The sequence below is a fragment of the Acinetobacter corruptisaponis genome (genome assembly GCF_030053775.1).
Taxonomy (GTDB): Bacteria; Pseudomonadota; Gammaproteobacteria; order Pseudomonadales; family Moraxellaceae; genus Acinetobacter; species Acinetobacter corruptisaponis.
In genome coordinates this window covers 38,158-54,948 of sequence record NZ_CP125671.1, presented here as the reverse complement: position 1 = coordinate 54,948, position 16,791 = coordinate 38,158, and the positions used below count along the sequence as shown (strand labels likewise).

Here is a 16,791-nt window from a genome sequence, read left to right as displayed (position 1 = left end):
CATCAACCATGAACTGAGTGAATTCATATGCAAACAATCGTCATCATTGGCGCAAGTCATGCTGCGGCGCAGTTGGCGGCAAGTCTGCGGCCAGATGGCTGGCAGGGCGAGATTGTGGTGATCGGCGATGAGCCGTATTTGCCGTATCATCGACCGCCGTTGTCCAAGACCTTTTTATGCGGTGCACAACTGGTCGATGAGTTATTGATTCGGCCAGCCGCTTTTTATCAAAAAAATCAGATCGAATTTCGGCACGGGCGGGTGGTTGCGATTGATCGGGCAGCGCGCAGCGTGACACTACAAGATGGCAGTACGCTTGCGTATGACCAGTTGGCGCTGTGTACCGGTGCACGAGTCAGGACGGTGTCGCTGGCTGGGTCTGATTTGGCAGGTGTGCATTATCTTAGAAATATCAGCGATGTACAGGCTATCCAGCCATTTGTACAACCCAACGGCAAAGCAGTGGTGATCGGTGGTGGCTATATCGGTCTTGAAACAGCCGCCGCATTGACCGAGCAGGGCATGCAGGTGGTGGTCTTGGAAGCCGCCGAGCGGATTTTGCAGCGGGTAACTGCACCGGAAGTGTCGGACTTTTATACGCGGATTCATCGCGAACAGGGTGTGACGATTCATACCGGTGTGTCGGTCACGGCGATCACGGGTGAGGGGCGGGCGCAAGCGGTGCTGTGTGCCGATGGTTCGATGTTCGATGCAGATCTGGTGATCATCGGGGTCGGGGTTGTACCGAATATCGAGTTGGCGCTGGACGCGGGCTTGCAGGTGGACAATGGTATTGTGATTGATGAGTATTGCCGTACCAGTGCGCCAGAGATTGTGGCCATCGGGGATTGTGCCAATGCGTTTAATCCGATTTATCAGCGGCGGATGCGCTTGGAGTCGGTACCAAACGCCAATGAACAGGCCAAAATTGCCTCGGCGACCTTGTGTGGCTTACAGCGGACCTCGAAGAGTTTGCCTTGGTTTTGGTCAGATCAGTATGATCTAAAGTTGCAGATTGCGGGACTCAGTCAGGGGTATGATCAGATCGTGATTCGGGGTGATGTGCAGCAAAGGCGTAGCTTTGCAGCGTTTTATTTGCAGGCGGGTCGCCTGATTGCGGCGGATTGTGTGAATCGTCCGCAGGAGTTTATGCTAAGCAAAAAGCTGATCACGGCTGGTACGGCGGTCGATCCACTGCGGTTGGCGGATGAGTCGATTGCGGTACAGGCGTTGATGGGGTAGCTTAAAACTACATCAGGCTAGATTTGCATTACGCTGATTCAGATGTTAATCAGAATGGCATCGATAGATACCTGTGAGAGCAAGTCAGGTGCAGCTTTGGCTTTGTGTAATTCACCACCCGTGATCGCAAACACGATGGGTAATCCATACCCATCTACGGCAAGATGGATCTTACTTGTCTTGCTACCTCGACTTAAGCCAATCGCCTCCTGATCGTGAGTTGCAGCACGTGCATTATGTTGATGTGCCTTGACGTAATTGCTATCCATAACCCCTACTCTATATCAGAGTCAGTAGATAAAACCCTGAGTATGCTTTGGAAAAAACCTTTTGCTGACCAGTCGTTGTATCTTTTGTAGAGATTAGGCTGCTGACCAAACTCAGTCAGGAGGTAGGTCTAGCCATGGACATTTCACCCACATTCTGTAGAGCATGGCTTCTACGGTGAGCCGTAAATTTGGTTTGTGATCAATGTCCTGTTGCTTGAGCATAGGAGAAATCTTTGCTCAATGTTGGTCGTTCAGCATAAAGCGTGGCATGGTGGACTCGGATGGGGAGAGCTTTAATTCTCTGAGTCTGCCTCCAATTTGCAATCAATATTTTCAAACGTCAACACACTCTAATGTAAAAAAACTAACATTAAAAAAACACCTCTGCCAAAAGGTCTGGTAGCTATATTCGATGTCAAAGATGATCTGGCTCACCTGCTGCGTTGTTAACTCATTCTATCAAATTTTGAGGACAGGCTTGACATTTGGTCAATCGACCAATATATTCAAAATATGCATTTGGTCATTTGACCAATACCCGTTGAATTCTTGTGTGATATTTGCTGTGCCTGACCAAGGTGAAAAATATTGCTCAAGGTCAAATGTGATAGCAGGTTTACAGACATTCGATGCCTTTACAAGGAAACTCTCGCCATGACTCATATGATCAATATCCAGCCACGTAAGCCGCGGTTTGATTTAAGTGATGTTCCAGTTTTTTGGAACGACGGTGACCCGGTGTTAACACGCTTCTTTGATGCACTTTCTATTCACTTCCCCGATGGAGAGCGTTTTTTTATTCAGTCGGTGCGTAACTATCAGGATCTGGTCACAGATCCTAAACTGAGAGAAGATATCAAAAACTTTTTTCGCCAAGAAGCGCAACATGGCATTGTGCATGACCAGTATAATGCGGTGATGCAGTCGCAAGGCATTCATGTCGAAAAGGTCATCGCAAGATTCAAATTATTTATTCGGCTCTCCCAAAAACACCTGCCCGCCAAGTATCTGTTGGCCATGACAGCTGCCTTTGAACATATTACTGCTGTACTAGGCGAGGGTGCTATGGAGGGTGAGGGTGAGATGTTCAAGAATGCTCATCCCGCAATGCGTGCCATGTTCATGTGGCATGGGGTAGAAGAAGTCGAACACAAAACAGTAGCCTTTGATGTTTACGAAACAGCGGCAGGTGGGGGGTATTTCACCCGCGCATCTGCTTTGATTATCGGAACGCTACTGGTACATGCGGTGGTTGGCTCAGTTCTTTGGCATATGTTGAAAATTGACAAACTACAAGGTCAGCCATTGGTGCTTGCTAAGGGATTTTATCGCCTCTATGGACCACGTGGCCTGATTACCAGACTTATTCCACGCTATCTGGACTGGTTTAAGCCAGGTTTCCATCCTAGCGACACCGAAATCCCAGAAAAGGTTAATTCTTGGCTGGCTGAATATGATAAGCATCAAGACCCTATGGAAGCGTCACGAATTGTTTTTAATGTCCCCATTGCAAAAGCTGTATAGATCAGGAGAGACCGTGAAAGACTCGACTCGACTTGACCAAGTCGAGTAACCTGTCTTATTGATATAATGTTATGAGTCAAACTATGTTGAGTAGTGAATCTACGCGAGTCGAAGTTGCTGACCGCGAGAGAGTATTAGCCGCTTCTGCCAAGCTGTTTCGAGAAAAGGGTTTTGAGCGTACCAGTGTGCGAGAAATTGCCAGTGCTTGTGGTATTCTTCCAGGCAGTCTGCATTACCGCTATCGTAGTAAAGACGATATTTTGGTTGATATGATGCGGCTTGCTATTGAGAGAACTATTTACAGGATTGTTGAGGCGACTTCCGCGATTCAAGATCCACTCAAAAAAATGCAATCGGCACTGCAGACACATGTCGATATCCTTATGTCGGGTGACGATATGGTTTATGTGTTGTTGTTTGAGTGGCGCTCGGTACATGGAGTCGCACGTGAGCAGATTATTGCTGAGAGAGACAGATACGAGCGATATTGGCAGACAATTCTTGATGATCTGCAGTCTTATGGTTGTATCCGAAACGATGTGGATGCAGATCTGTTAAGACTGATTGGGCTAGGAGCAATAAACTGGGCTGCCACTTGGTATAAAGAAAATGGTAAGTACAATCTTGAACAGATCGCGGATGCGATATGGCAGATGATGACAAGAGGCATCCTTAATCCAGATTTTCACGAAGAGGCAAAAAACCTGTGACCAACTATAAGACTCCATCCCGTATCACGCACGCCATCGGGAGGCATTGTGGCAGCTCCGCAATTCGTGATTTGCTCGAGTTTAATGGGCTGAATATTTCCGAGGCCATGTGCTTTGGATTAGGCTCAGGGCTTGGCGTGACCTATTTGGAAATGGCTGACGCCCCTGTGCCATTTTTAGTGCATGTGCGGTCTTTGGGGTTTGAAGCGCGCGTATTTGAAAGTATCGGTATACCCTTTGAGTGGCAAACCTTCGAGTCACCCGAATCGGCAGCCACCGCGCTGGAGAAATGTTTGGATGCGGGTCACCCCACCCTGTTGCTGACGGATATTTTTTATTTACCTTACTTCAACAGCAGCACGCACTTTCCCGGTCACGCCATAGCCGCTTGGTCGAGAAATCCAGAGACAGGTGCGGTATTTGTCACCGATACCGAGCGTCCGAGTGTTTTGTCGGTGACGCGAGAGGCACTGACCCGCGCACGTTTTTCTACACAGCCCCCATTTATTCACTATGGCAATATGTTCACGCCCACCGCGTTTCAAGGCGAAATTACCCCCGAGATGATTACCGGTGTCATCCATGACAACGCCAAGTCATTAGCTGTGAGTGGCATATCGGCACTGGAAACATGGCTGGCCGAACTGAGTCGTTGGGGAGCCACAGGCGATTGGCACTGGACGACCCGATTTGCCTACCAAATTATTGAAAAGCGTGGCACAGGTGGCGGCGGCTTCCGCAAAATGTACGCTGAATTCCTTGATGAAGCGGTTCACTATGACGCAAGTGTACAGCAATATCGACTGCCCCTGTTAATGAGGGCTTGCGAAAAAGCATGGACGGCATTAGCCATGTGTTTGAAGTCTGCCTCGGAAAGCACAAACTTTCCATATGCCGCCATTGAAGAGGCCATTGTGGCGGTGATGCAGGCCGAACGTAATTATACAGATGCCGCCCTTGCACTTTGAGACGTGCCGCTAATTTTTTCGCAATAAAATCAGCCAGCAATGGCGGGAGTTCAAAAATGGACAGTAATAACACGGCACACCTGACCATGGCTAAGGCGTTTTTTGGTACTAATCACCCTTTATTCAATATGTTCAATATTAGTGTTGGTGCAGTGAGCGATGGTCATGCCGAGATGACGATGCCCTTCTCTGAGCAACTCTCTGACCGTAAAGGCTCACTGCATCGAGGGGCTTTGGTGACGCTGCTGGATACGACTTGCGGCTTATCTATTTTTTCGTCATTGCGGTCGTTAGAGCCGATTGCCACTATTGATTTGCGTGTCGATTTTTTGCGACGTATTCCCTCTGCGGTAGGTTTAAAGGCGATAGTGGATTGCATTGGTAGAACCGATACGGTGGCCTTTATCACGGGCCGAGCGGTTGCAGAAGACAGTGGTGAGCTACTGGCTACTGTCACTGGTTCTTTCGCAATCGGCACGATGGGACCCTCTTTTGACAGCAATGAAGCGCGAGGCGAGTGATATGAGTATAGTAAATCAGATGAGCGCGGAAACACCCCCACTAAAATTGTGTGACGAGCCTTTTGTCGATTTTCTAGGTTTTCGTGAGGAAATGCAACATGGAGAAATACAGTACTTTATGGACTTTCGTGATTCGCATATCGGCAACCCGATGATTGGCACGTTTCATGGCGGCATTCTCGCGAGTTTTGGTGAAGTGGCCGCCGCCGCCTATCTTGCCCGTCAGCGTGGTGATAATGAGCTGCCCTTATGCTCCACGATGACCTTTGATTACCTGCGGCCAGCATTTATAGGTACGTTACAGGCAGTCCCCAGTATTGTTCGTGCGGGTCGGCGCATTACGACAGTATCGGTTCAGTTACTACTTGATGGCAAGTTGGTTTGTATCGGTCGATTCCTGTTTACGGTTAGCAGCAAATAAAATTGGAGCAAGCTCAGTTCAGGATGCCGACCCTGTTTTACTCAGAAAAATTTTCAATAGATAGACAAATAATATCAAATAGCTGGAACTACTACTGATACCGATACAGCGTTGGCGCAGAAATCCCAAACTCCTTCGCCAATGCTCGCTTGGTTTTGTAGTCGCCAGATTCAAGACGTTGATGCAGCAGAGCCACTTGTTCAGGAGTCAGTGACGGCTTACGGCCCTTGTAGGGGTCGTCTCAGGAAACGGAAAATATAGCACGCTAAGGTTTTTCAATTGCGCGCAATGGCCTAAATTTTCCACCACCTATCTTGGCTTTGCTTCGCCATAGATAATCCCCAGTTAAATTGATGTGCTCCCACCCCAGCGGTGACAGATATTGCAGCAAGGTATCATCGACTGTGCGACCATGCCCTCGTAGGGCGTTAGTCGCTCTCTCTAAATAAACCGTGTTCCACAATACAATGGCGGCGGTCACTAGATTCAAGCCACTGGCTCGATAACGCTGTTGCTCAAAGCTTCGATCTCGAATCTCACCCAATCGATAAAAGAAAACGGCGCGCGCTAATGCATTACGGGCTTCACCTTTATTTAATCCAGCTTGAACCCGACGGCGTAGTTCTACGCTTTGCAACCAATCCAAGATAAACAGTGTGCGCTTAATACGCCCCAGCTCTCGTAATGCCAATGCCAAACCATTCTGTCGTGGATAACTACCGAGTTTACGTAGCATTAGCGACGCTGTGACAGTCCCTTGCTTGATTGATGCGGCCAGACGCAAAATATCGTCCCAATGAGTACGAATCTGTTTGATATTCAGTGTGCCGCCAATCATGGGTTTAAGTGCGGCATAGTCTATGTCTGACTTTGGAATATAGAGTTTCGTATCGCCCAGATCACGAATTCGTGGTGCAAATCGAAACCCTAGCATGTGCATGAGTGCAAAAACATGGTCGGTGAATCCAGCCGTATCGGTGTAGTGTTCCTCGATGCGTAAATCAGACTCGTGATACAGCAGCCCATCAAGAACATAGGTTGAATCACGAACGCCCACATTGATCAGCTTACTGCTAAATGGTGCGTATTGATCAGAAATGTGTGTATAAAATAACCTTCCAGGCTCTGCGCCATATTTTGGATTGATATGTCCTGTACTTTCAGCTCTGCCACCTGCGCGGAAGCGTTGGCCATCTGATGAGGAGGTAGTGCCATCTCCCCAGTTTTCAGCGAAAGGTTGTTTCAATTGAGCATTCACCAATTCGGCCAATGCCGTTGAATAAGTTTCATCACGGATATGCCAAGCCTGTAGCCATGAGAGTTTGGCATAAGTTGTACCAGGACATGATTCGGCCATTTTCGTCAGCCCTAAATTAATTGCATCAGCCAGTATGGTCGTGAGCAATAACGCTTTATCCTTCGCAGTGTCATCCGTTTTCAAATGAGTGAAGTGTCGAGTAAAGCCTGTCCATTCATCGACCTCCATTAATAATTCGGTGATCTTGATATGTGGTAACAGCATTGCTGTTTGGTCAATTAAAGTTTGGGCTGTATCAGGAGCCACGGCATCGAGAGGTGTTATTTTTAGACCAGATTGATTGATCATCGCATCAGGCAAATCGTTGGTCGCTGCCATGCGATTAATGATTGCTAATTTCTGCTCCAATAGTGAAAGGCGACTTTGCAAATATAGATCACAATCAGTAGTAATGGTTAGAGGTAACTCATTGGACTGTTTTAGCTGATTAAATTTATCAGCAGTCACTAAATACTCATCGAAGTCTTTGAATTGGCGAGAGCCTTGTACCCAGAGATCCCCAGCCCGTAGCGAGTTTTTAAGTTCAGATAACACACATATTTCGTAATAGCGGCGATCAATACCATCATCGGTAAAGACTAGTCTTGCCCACCGTTTTTTGATAAACGCTATTGGAGCATTAGAGGGGATTTTTCGTGTATTATCAACATTCATGCTGCGGAGCAACTCTACAGCGGCAAGCATATCTTTTGCTGCTGGGGCAGCACGCAATTTAAGTATGGCAAGAAGTTCTGGCGCGTAACGGCGTAAAGTTGCATAGCTCTCGCCAATTCGTGGTAAAAAATCAAAGTCTTCGGGTTGCGCCAGTTTTTCTGCCTCAGTAATACTTGCTGCAAAAGCATCCCATGAAATAACAGTTTCGATGGCGGCAAACGGATCACTGCCATTTTGCTTGGCATCTAGCAAGGCTTTCCCGATAAGCCCATACAAACGCACTTTGTCGTTGATCGCTTTACCTGATGATTGAAATTGTTGCTGGTGTTTATTTTTTGCGATAGCAAATAGCTTTCCAATAATGCGATCATGCAGGTCAATAATTTCGTCGGTGATCGTGGCCATACTCTCCACAACGATTGCTACCAAAGTGGCATATCGACGTTGAGATTCAAATCTGGCCAAATCAGCAGGAGTCATTTGCCCACCTTCGCGAGCAATTTTCAGTAAGCGATTTTGATGAACGTGTTTTCCAATGTCTTCAGGTAGATCGATGGCTTGTAAGCACTTCAGCCGCTCAATGTGCTCAAGCATGTACTTTGAGTTTGGTTTAGCTGGTGACTGTCTAAGCCACCCCAATATTGTCAGTTTGCTGCCCTCTTTACGGTTCAGCAAAGCATCTATATTTTGACGATGAGTTTCTGAAAGTGAGCTCGTCAAAGCAGTATAAATTATGCGGTTGGCAGATGTGATTGCTTCTGCGCAAATACTATCAATTGCATTTATAGCTGGCAAAAGGACTGATTTTTGTCGTAAATTTTCAACGAGAGTTGTGGCTAAAATAAGACCTTTATCTGTCTGAAGGGACAAATCCACCATCATATTGACCGATTGCCGATAGTCACTCAAGGTGAATAGTTTGAACCCAAAAACTTTTTTCAATTCGGCAATATGTTCTCGTCTTGTTTGCTCGCGCTGACCATAATCATTCCAGCAGTCCACTGATATACTAAGTTGAGCAGCCATCATGAAAAGTAAGGGTTTGAATGGTTCGTCGTTAATACCCAATATCACTCCAGGGTAACGCATGTAGCAAAGTTGAATTGCAAAGCCTAGCTTGTTGGATGCCCCTCGATGTTGATGGACTATGGATTTATCAGAATCACTCAGAGTGTAATGCTGAAGCATAAAAGCTCTATCATCTGGAATTTCGAACAGGCTTCCCAATTCCGTGGACGACAAAATAGAATGGCGCGGCATGGCTCATTAGTCCCAAATAAACTAAACTATTAAAGGTACATTATTTTGTACCGCCACGCTTAGCTTTGCGCTGCAATTTCGCAAGGAGGTTCAATTGGGACAGAATGCGGCCATTTATTGCCGAGTATCAACGAACGATCAGTCCTGCGAACGACAGGAATATGACCTACGTGCCTACGCCAATCGTTGCGGCTACGATGTTGTCGGTGTTTGGAAAGAAACTGCATCAGGCAGTAAGGATGAGAGATTGCAAAGAAAATACTTGATGACCATGGCGCAATCTCGTGAAATCGATGCCATCTTGGTGACGGAATTGACACGCTGGGGCAGAAGCACCGTGGATCTCGTACAGTCATTACAAGATCTTGGGCATTTCGGGGTATCTCTGGTGGCACAAACAGGTTTGCAGTTTGACCTTTCCACATCTCAGGGAAAGCTCATGGCTTCTGTGATGTCTGCATTAGCAGAGTTTGAGGGAGATTTACTACGTGAACGTGTGCGCTCTGGTGTAGCAGCGGCACAAGCGCGGGGCGTTGTGTTTGGTCGTCGTCCTGGTCAACGTACCAAGTCAGATCGTCTGGCACCTAAAGTGTTGGAGTTGGTGTCTGCTGGACACTCTTATCGACAAGTCGGTCGGCTGGTCAATCTAAGCAAAAATACCGTGTTGGATATCGTTAAAAGAAGTCGGAGTGAAAATCCTTAGCGTGCTATATTTTCCGTTTCCTGAGACGACCCCATGAACACGCGCATGAATATTTTTTTGAAATGCCCGATGAATTCGTCACTTTTCCGCGCGATGAGCAAAAACAAGACGTCTTATTCTGACGCATCCTTGTTTATCCACAACTTTTTAAATTTGAATTTTAAATACTGTTAGTAATATCCTATTTATACAAATTCTACTTCCAAACACGCCTTGTAGCGTAGGAGTATCTAATGTCTAAGAAGTTGCCTATCTACTTCTCTGACGACGCATGGTCATCTTTACAAGAGCTCATGGGTCCAGAGGGTAAGCCAAGCCCTACCATCAATACCGTGCTTGAACAAATCGCTGTTCAAAATGAACTGGTTGCGCAGTTAGGGCTTACTGCAGTTCTACCCAAATCTAAAGTCTCTATCCCCGTCTCTTTAGAGCGCATCCCTGCAGGTCCAGCCTTCAGCACCAAGGATGAGCAAGATAAAGCGCTCGATCTGAATGAGTTCCTGATTCACAACCCTATTTCTACGTTCATTGCTTATGTAGACAGTGAATCTATGCTTGATGCTGGTTTCGAGATCAATGACCCAATCATTGTCGATCGCAGCATTGAGGCCAAGCATTACGATATCGTGGTTGCCCTGATTGATAATAGCGCCTCGACCATTAAGCGGCTGATGATCACCAATAAGATGTCCAAGTCTGAAATCAAAGAAATATTTGGAGATGAAGATTATCCGCTTCCAGAACTTTGGTTGAAGGCTGAAAATTCGAATTACAATCACATCATTCCTGATGATAGTCAGACCATATCAATCTGGGGTGTGGTGACTTTTAATTTAAAGCGTATTTATCACCGCTCATAAAAAGAAGAATAACCATGCAAAGTGAAAATGAAATATTCGCGTTAGTCGACGTGAATAATTGCTACGTCTCGTGTGAGCGTGTGTTTAATCCTGCCTTGAATGATCGCCCAACCATTGTGCTCAGCAACAATGACGGCTGTGCCGTGGCCAGAAGCCAGGAAGCGAAAGACTTAGGCATCAAGATGGGTGTTCCTGTATTCCAAATTAAAGAGCTGATCAAACAACATAACATTCAGGTGCTATCCAGTAATTTCTCCTTATATGGCGAAATGTCCAAGCGCTTTATGGAGCTGCTTGGGGACTATGTTGCACCAGGAGATCAAGAGGTCTATTCCATTGATGAATGCTTTCTGAAGCTCACAGCTTACGAGCATCTATTTGACCTGACTGTATATGCTCAAGACATGAGGGCTAAGGCTTGGCGTTGGTTAGGCCTACCCTGCTGTATTGGAATTGGTCGCTCTAAAACCGAAGCCAAGATTGCCAATCATCTCGCCAAGAAAAACAAGTTCTTCAATGGGGTCTGTAATCTGGCCCATATGGACCCATGCTCTACAGAAACGCTACTCGCGCAGGTTGATGTGTCTGAGGTTTGGGGCGTAGGCAGACAGAACTGTAAGAAGCTCAATACTATGGGTGTTCAATCTGTGCTGGATCTGATCAATGCCAATCCTAAAGAAATCAAAAAGCAGTTTAGTATCGTGATGGAAAAGACGGTGCTTGAGCTACAGGGCCTTTCTTGTATTGACCTTAGTGATGATACTGTAGCGAAGAAGCAAATCATCAGCAGCCGTTCATATGGCAACCCAGTGTATGAAATGGATGACATTAAAGCTTCGGTTCGGCTTTATGTGGCCAGAGCCGTGAAACGAATGCGGGAAGATGGCTCAATCTGCAAGATGATCGGCGTGTATATCCAAACCAGTCGCTTTGATAAGACAGAGCGCTACTCGCCTTACATCGTCGTTCAAATGCATGAGCATACGGATGATCTACTGCTCATCACCAAGGCCGCGATGAAAGGCATCGATCAGATATTTAAGAAAGGCTTTAAGTATAAAAAGGCGGGAATCGTGCTGCTCGAAATTACAGATCAATCCAAGTTTGTGCCCGATCTATTCACGGACTATTCACATAAGCAAGAGCGAGAAAGGCTTTCAGATGCCATCGAAGCCATCAGTGAACGGTTTGGGAAGAATCTCGTCACGCTAGGCATTGCCAACAATAAAGAAGCCACATGGCACATGAATCAAAACCTTAGATCACCTTCGTATTTAACCAAATGGTCTGACTTACCAAGAGTAGGATAAAAACATGCACTTATTTAAATTAACTGACGAACAACTCGCACAAATTCTTATCCCGAAACGATTTGTACCACCTACTCCACCTGAACATGAAGGCAAGAATATGGTCTATGTATTTGATAGTGAGGATAAGTTTGAACTGACTTATGATGAGCTGGTGGAAATCATTAGCAAAGCTAGAATGGCTGGTCCGAAGTTGATACCTGTCTTAGGCACCGTGAATTAAATTGTGCAGTGTTCGCACGCCACTTGAAACATAACTTGATTGGAAATGAATTTGGGCTGAGAAAAATTCAGTTCAAATTTAACCTGACGGGCACACTAAAAATGGGTAATTGTCAGATCGAGTTTGGACTACAACACTTTAGCTCATCGATTTACCAAAGTGCTAATCTTTACACTATTGTCTAAAATCCAGTGACCAAATTGTGATGCTAAAGCTTTTAAATTCCCTTTATTATGAATCAAAATTAGTATGATGCTTTTCATAAAGACAGTTTACTTATAACCAGAGAGATTTTTAAACAATTCCCCCTTTTCAGTTTGCTTAGGCTATTTCAACCAGAGTTCATCTTCTAGCATGATTTTTAACATTAAATTAAATATAACCAGCGGAGTAACATTTTTTTTGTTAGAGCCGACAACTCTTTGAAAACTAAATTTAACGGTTCGCTCAGGAGCATCCAAATTAACTGGGTAGTTTTGTTTTTCTAAATACAGATGATCTCCTAACATTGGCTCTATACCAGTAATAAAATTAACAATTTGTTGCTCATCACCTTTCATTCGGCATTGAAAATGTAGAAAATTCTTACGCAGTTTTCCAAATAATAATAATATTTTAAGCGCCTTAACCATGTTCTTTTCTTTCAGTGCATCTTGCTGCCTATCATCTTTATAATGAAAATCAAGGAGAGGAATTATTTCATCTGGACGAGTCAGTTTTTTAGCCTTTTCGTAAAGTTCATCAAACCAACTCTCTTCTAAATTCTTACTATAAACATAATTCGTTTTTAAATTAAATTTTTGGCGATCCATCCATTTAGTGCTCATCCATTGACATCGTTGCATCCATTCTTGAGCTTGGGTATCTTCGCTTAAACGACCTTCTCTAAAACTTATCAAACGTTGAAAAGGTGAATAGCCACTAATTTTGTAGACACCTTTTAGTTAGATATGGACTGCCACCACTCTCCTAGACAAATATCGTCTATTCTTTTTGCATAGGAGAGAACATTATGAGTGGACAACGCTATACCCCAGAATTTAAAGATGAAGCTGTTAAATTGATTACTGAACGTGGATATTCTGTCAGTGATGTGGCAGAACGTTTAGGTGTATCACAACACAGTATTTATAAATGGCTTAAAGCTGTACATCCATTACACAACAATCATGATGAACATGAACTGCTTGAAGCAAAGAAAGAAATCCTACGCCTTAAAAGTCAGCTTAAACAGACTGAAGAGGAACGAGATATCTTAAAAAAGGCCGCAAGGTACTTTGCAAGCCTGCCCGAGTGAAGTATCAATTCATCCTTGAATACAGCCATCAATTTAAGATTAAAACGATGTGTCGGGTATTAAAGATCGCTCGCGCTGGCTATTACGCTTGGCTACATGAACCTGAATCAAGTAGAACCCTTGAAGACAAGCGTTTATTACAGCTCATACGTTCTTCTTATGATGCTAGCTATGGTATCTATGGTTACCGACGAATTACTTTAGACCTTAAAGAATTAGGTGAAGGCTGTGGTCCTAATCGTGTACTGAAGATCATGAAAAACAATGGTATTACAGCTGTACGAGGGTATAAGAAACATAAAAGCTATGGTCGAGGCCGTCCTCAGATTGTGCCACCCAACCATTTAAATCGACAGTTTGTCGTAAATACTCCAGACACCTCTTGGGTGACTGATATTACTTACATCCGCACATGGCAAGGCTGGTTATATCTGGCTGTGGTTCTCGATTTATATTCAAGGAAAGTCATCGGTTGGTCAATGAAACCTACGCTTGCTAAGGATATCGTTTTGGATGCACTTCTTATGGCAGTATGGCGACGCAGACCCAATGAACCTGTGATCATACATTCAGACCAAGGCTCACAATACAGCAGCGGAGACTGGCATAAATTCTGTCAAAAGCATAACTTGATTCCCAGTATGAGTCGCAGAGGAAACTGTTGGGACAATGCTGTTGCAGAATCCTTTTTTAGCAGCTTAAAGAAAGAAAGAATTAAAAAGAGAATCTATAAAACTCGAGAAATGGCGCGTGCAGATGTGTTTGATTACATCGAGATGTTTTACAATCGGATTAGGCGCCATTCGCATCTCGACGGAATGAGCCCAGAAGCATTTGAGGCAGTTTCAAAATGAGACTACTTCGATGTCTAGGATACTGGGAGCAGTCCAAGGTGTCAGAGTACTCTTCTCTATACTAAACTTCTTTTCTTGTCGGCCAGCCATCGTAACTGGCTGTGTTTGCTGATAAGAATTAAACCATTTCTGCTGCTGAGTATAACGATTTAGGTTTATGTAGTCTGTACTTGACTTCACTGGACTAAAACACTGTTCTAATACTTTTTTTGAAATGATACACGGCGAATTATAAATTCGATCGACTGCTAATAAATCCAAAACATGAAGGTAATTTGAAGCCGTTTGCTCAATACTGCTATGCCCCATCCAAGAGGCGAGCACCTGCCATTTATGTTGAATAATCTCTTCTTGAGCACGTGCTTTCATACCAAACAATAAATCCCTCATCTTTTTTGCTTTTACCCAAGGACAATCTGTGTAGGTCTTGATCATTTCTTTTGAACCGAGCAAAGTTATTGCTAGATAGTTAGCAGCACTGTGGCGTAATGTATGAAAACTAAAGCCATGATGCATACCTAATATTTGACTAAACAAATCTACTGTAATTTTGCTGATACATTGATCAGTTAATACACGATGATTCACACTAAAAAGTAGATCATCCTGCTGATTAACCAAATATTGCTCATAACGATGTTGTATGTAACGTTGTACTACTAAAAACTCATGTTCTGACAATGCAATTTTCAATGGTATTTGACGATTCGCACTTCGCGTTTTCAGACGGCGATATGAATTGTCTTGGATATGAAGCGTGATATTATTAAAAACTGTATTTTCTTTTTCTTTATAAAGTAGCTCTGGGCAAATAATATCTTGTATTTTAAGACAACGAACTTCATTTAATCGAAGTCCAGTTCTATAACTTAGTAAATACATCAGCTTTAAACAACTCAGATGATCGACCCACTCTGATGCCGTTGGCTCTTGACTTAAATTTTCTAGTTTTTCCAATAATTTGCCAAATAGCAAAGGACTCACTAGCCGTGCATTGCAAATTTGTAAATGCTTAAAACTTGAATTCTGTAACACCAATACCCCTGGAGCATCATAATTCTCTATACAGAATTGATGAAAATCTTTTAGGCGACCAAAACGGTATTCTGCGCTTTGGTGCATCTTACGAGAGGTTTTTCCTTTCACCGAATCTCGTTGAACTGCTTTTTCATCACGTTCACTGCTGTATTTCAATAGCTGCCGATATAAATCCTCATAGTCATCTATGGATTGTTGCTTTAAATCTAATTTATTGAGCCAAATCTCAAATATAAATTCTTTGCCAAACGATCCTAAGTAGCTTTCAATAGTTGATAATTGAAGCCCTCGTTTTTTTAAATGCATTAACCAGTGAATTAAGCGTAGTTGAGCATCAATTAAAGACTTTTCCTCCGTATTAGCATCAACTATCTTCTCCTCTAACACCCTTCTAGTTTCTTGCCAAAAACGTAGCGTGCGTTCTTCTTTATTCCTCTTTTTATCTAAACGCTCAACTTTTTGACCTTTACGTTTCTTTTGACCAAACAACATCAACTCATACGGAATCGTTTGTAATTTGCTTTGAACAGTCGGAACTTCAGGAAGTAACTGCTCTTGTTCAAAATGAATAGGGCGATTATCTGGTTCTGTGACTTGATTGTAATCATTATTCCACAGCAATCTAAATTCGGATGGCCTTAAAGCAACAGTATTAATCTCTTGCTGAAGCACATTACTCAAAAATATATCTATGCTGAGGTTTGGATTAAATTCGAGTACCATTTGCACATCATTAAACGCACGAAATCCACGGCGTTTAATTTGATATTGCAGATCCCCAAGACTTTTTTTCCTGCCTATCTTACTCAAGCTTTCTAAAATACAATCTTCAACTGAATGTTGCAGACAAAATTCTTTCTGAGTAGCTTTCAACTTTTTTAAATATTGCAAAATGAACTGCGCATATGGGTTAAAAAAAACATGTTTCCATTGGTACAACTTTCCCTGTTCTACATCGTTGCCATATTGAGAGTTTTCAACACGATAATGTAGTAACAATGGATTAGTGATTTTTTTGTAGTCCGAATGGTATAACCGAAAACAATTCAGATCTGTACCAAGCTCAATGGCCTCCTGCAATTGCTTCTGAATAGCAATCAAATGCTGTTCATCTGCACAGCCTGAAATATATATAAAACTTAAGCATAAATTTCCCCATAAGTACTTTGGTTCATTCCAATATTCAAATGAATCTTGCCAATACTGCCTTAATTCCTTAAGTACATGGATATGTAGATGCCCCTGTTCTAACCGTGACTCTGTACTCTCAATTTTTCTAGGCAGTACGATCCGTTTAGTATGTGGATTTAGCTTAATTCTGTATGATTTTTTATCTACATTCTGGTTGAATTGCTTCCTTCTTTTATTAAATTCATCTTCAGTAAATTGCATCAGTTTTGATTGTTCGTCTCGGCTCAACTTTTGACTCAAACAATCAACACTATCTTTAATGTCATGCCATTTTTCAGCGATCTGCTGATCAAGTTTTTGCTGCATTTCTTTCGTCAATACTTCAGGTGGAGAAGGCTGTCTATCTAGCGACTTTTTCACCATTTTATGAATATCAACAAATAGATCATCTAGTTGTGGTTTTATTAGTTCTTTGATTTTTTGCATAC

The 16,791-nt window shown here is 43.6% G+C and carries 14 protein-coding genes and 3 pseudogenes; 12 read left to right on the top strand and 5 right to left on the bottom strand.

Annotated elements, in window-relative coordinates:
• Positions 1–27 precede the first annotated feature (27 nt).
• Positions 28–1,242, top strand: coding sequence for an NAD(P)/FAD-dependent oxidoreductase (locus QLH32_RS19635; protein WP_001193555.1), 1,215 nt, complete (start codon positions 28–30; stop codon positions 1,240–1,242).
• Positions 1,243–1,280: 38 nt separating this feature from the next.
• Here the strand turns inward: QLH32_RS19635 and QLH32_RS19630 are convergent, their stop codons facing one another.
• Positions 1,281–1,511 carry an IS5 family transposase gene (locus tag QLH32_RS19630; RefSeq protein ID WP_004656998.1) on the bottom strand — a complete coding sequence of 77 codons (231 nt, stop codon included), beginning with the start codon at positions 1,509–1,511 and terminating at the stop codon, positions 1,281–1,283.
• Positions 1,512–2,165: 654 nt separating this feature from the next.
• On the opposite strand from QLH32_RS19630, the gene QLH32_RS19625 reads away from it, so the two are divergent.
• From QLH32_RS19625 to QLH32_RS19605, 5 genes are all read left to right on the top strand, one after another.
• On the top strand, positions 2,166–3,035 hold the full coding sequence (locus tag QLH32_RS19625; RefSeq protein ID WP_000149466.1) for a metal-dependent hydrolase: 870 nt from the start codon (positions 2,166–2,168) through the stop codon (positions 3,033–3,035).
• An 83-nt stretch (positions 3,036–3,118) separates the two neighbouring features.
• On the top strand, positions 3,119–3,745 hold the full coding sequence (locus tag QLH32_RS19620) for a TetR/AcrR family transcriptional regulator (protein ID WP_000952904.1): 627 nt from the start codon (positions 3,119–3,121) through the stop codon (positions 3,743–3,745).
• On the top strand, positions 3,742–4,713 hold the full coding sequence (locus QLH32_RS19615; protein WP_000186299.1) for a BtrH N-terminal domain-containing protein: 972 nt from the start codon (positions 3,742–3,744) through the stop codon (positions 4,711–4,713). The genes QLH32_RS19620 and QLH32_RS19615 overlap by 4 nt, the downstream gene beginning before the upstream one ends.
• A gap of 56 nt (positions 4,714–4,769) precedes the next feature.
• The gene (locus tag QLH32_RS19610) at positions 4,770–5,234 is read left to right on the top strand and encodes a PaaI family thioesterase (RefSeq protein WP_000378064.1); all 465 of its coding nucleotides are present in this window, start codon (positions 4,770–4,772) and stop codon (positions 5,232–5,234) included.
• A gap of 1 nt (position 5,235) precedes the next feature.
• Entirely contained in the window at positions 5,236–5,655 is a 420-nt protein-coding gene (locus QLH32_RS19605) for a PaaI family thioesterase (protein ID WP_000029507.1), read from the top strand.
• Between the two features lie 91 nt (positions 5,656–5,746).
• Here QLH32_RS19605 and QLH32_RS19600 read toward each other — a convergent pair whose 3' ends face one another.
• A complete protein-coding gene (locus QLH32_RS19600; RefSeq protein WP_100224384.1) occupies positions 5,747–5,851 on the bottom strand; it encodes a helix-turn-helix domain-containing protein in 105 nt (34 codons plus the stop codon).
• Between the two features lie 69 nt (positions 5,852–5,920).
• The gene (locus QLH32_RS19595; protein ID WP_283269516.1) at positions 5,921–8,887 is read right to left on the bottom strand and encodes a Tn3-like element ISAcsp1 family transposase; all 2,967 of its coding nucleotides are present in this window, start codon (positions 8,885–8,887) and stop codon (positions 5,921–5,923) included.
• A 94-nt stretch (positions 8,888–8,981) separates the two neighbouring features.
• Here QLH32_RS19595 and QLH32_RS19590 point away from each other — a divergent pair, with 94 nt between their 5' ends.
• The 5 genes and pseudogenes from QLH32_RS19590 to QLH32_RS19570 all read left to right on the top strand — a co-directional run bounded on the left by QLH32_RS19590 (position 8,982) and on the right by QLH32_RS19570 (position 11,983).
• Entirely contained in the window at positions 8,982–9,590 is a 609-nt protein-coding gene (locus tag QLH32_RS19590; RefSeq protein ID WP_004726718.1) for a recombinase family protein, read from the top strand.
• A 29-nt stretch (positions 9,591–9,619) separates the two neighbouring features.
• Positions 9,620–9,712 (top strand): annotated as a pseudogene (locus tag QLH32_RS19585) (SOS response-associated peptidase); the annotation flags it as partial.
• A gap of 111 nt (positions 9,713–9,823) precedes the next feature.
• Complete coding sequence (locus QLH32_RS19580) at positions 9,824–10,450, top strand: LexA family protein (protein ID WP_035270232.1); 627 nt, start codon at positions 9,824–9,826, stop codon at positions 10,448–10,450.
• Between the two features lie 14 nt (positions 10,451–10,464).
• The gene (locus QLH32_RS19575) at positions 10,465–11,760 is read left to right on the top strand and encodes a Y-family DNA polymerase (RefSeq protein WP_001190352.1); all 1,296 of its coding nucleotides are present in this window, start codon (positions 10,465–10,467) and stop codon (positions 11,758–11,760) included.
• Positions 11,761–11,764: 4 nt separating this feature from the next.
• A complete protein-coding gene (locus tag QLH32_RS19570; RefSeq protein WP_000550047.1) occupies positions 11,765–11,983 on the top strand; it encodes a hypothetical protein in 219 nt (72 codons plus the stop codon).
• Between the two features lie 326 nt (positions 11,984–12,309).
• On the opposite strand, the pseudogene QLH32_RS19565 reads toward QLH32_RS19570, so the two are convergent.
• Positions 12,310–12,906, bottom strand: a pseudogene (locus tag QLH32_RS19565) (site-specific integrase); the annotation flags it as partial.
• Between the two features lie 89 nt (positions 12,907–12,995).
• Here QLH32_RS19565 and QLH32_RS19560 point away from each other — a divergent pair.
• A protein-coding gene (locus tag QLH32_RS19560) for an IS3 family transposase (RefSeq protein WP_279960563.1) occupies positions 12,996–14,134 on the top strand; the annotation gives its coding sequence in 2 pieces (ribosomal slippage) (positions 12,996–13,254 and positions 13,254–14,134; 1,140 coding nt in all).
• Between the two features lie 33 nt (positions 14,135–14,167).
• On the opposite strand, the pseudogene QLH32_RS19555 reads toward QLH32_RS19560, so the two are convergent.
• Positions 14,168–16,789, bottom strand: a pseudogene (locus QLH32_RS19555) (tyrosine-type recombinase/integrase); the annotation flags it as partial.
• Positions 16,790–16,791 lie beyond the last annotated feature (2 nt).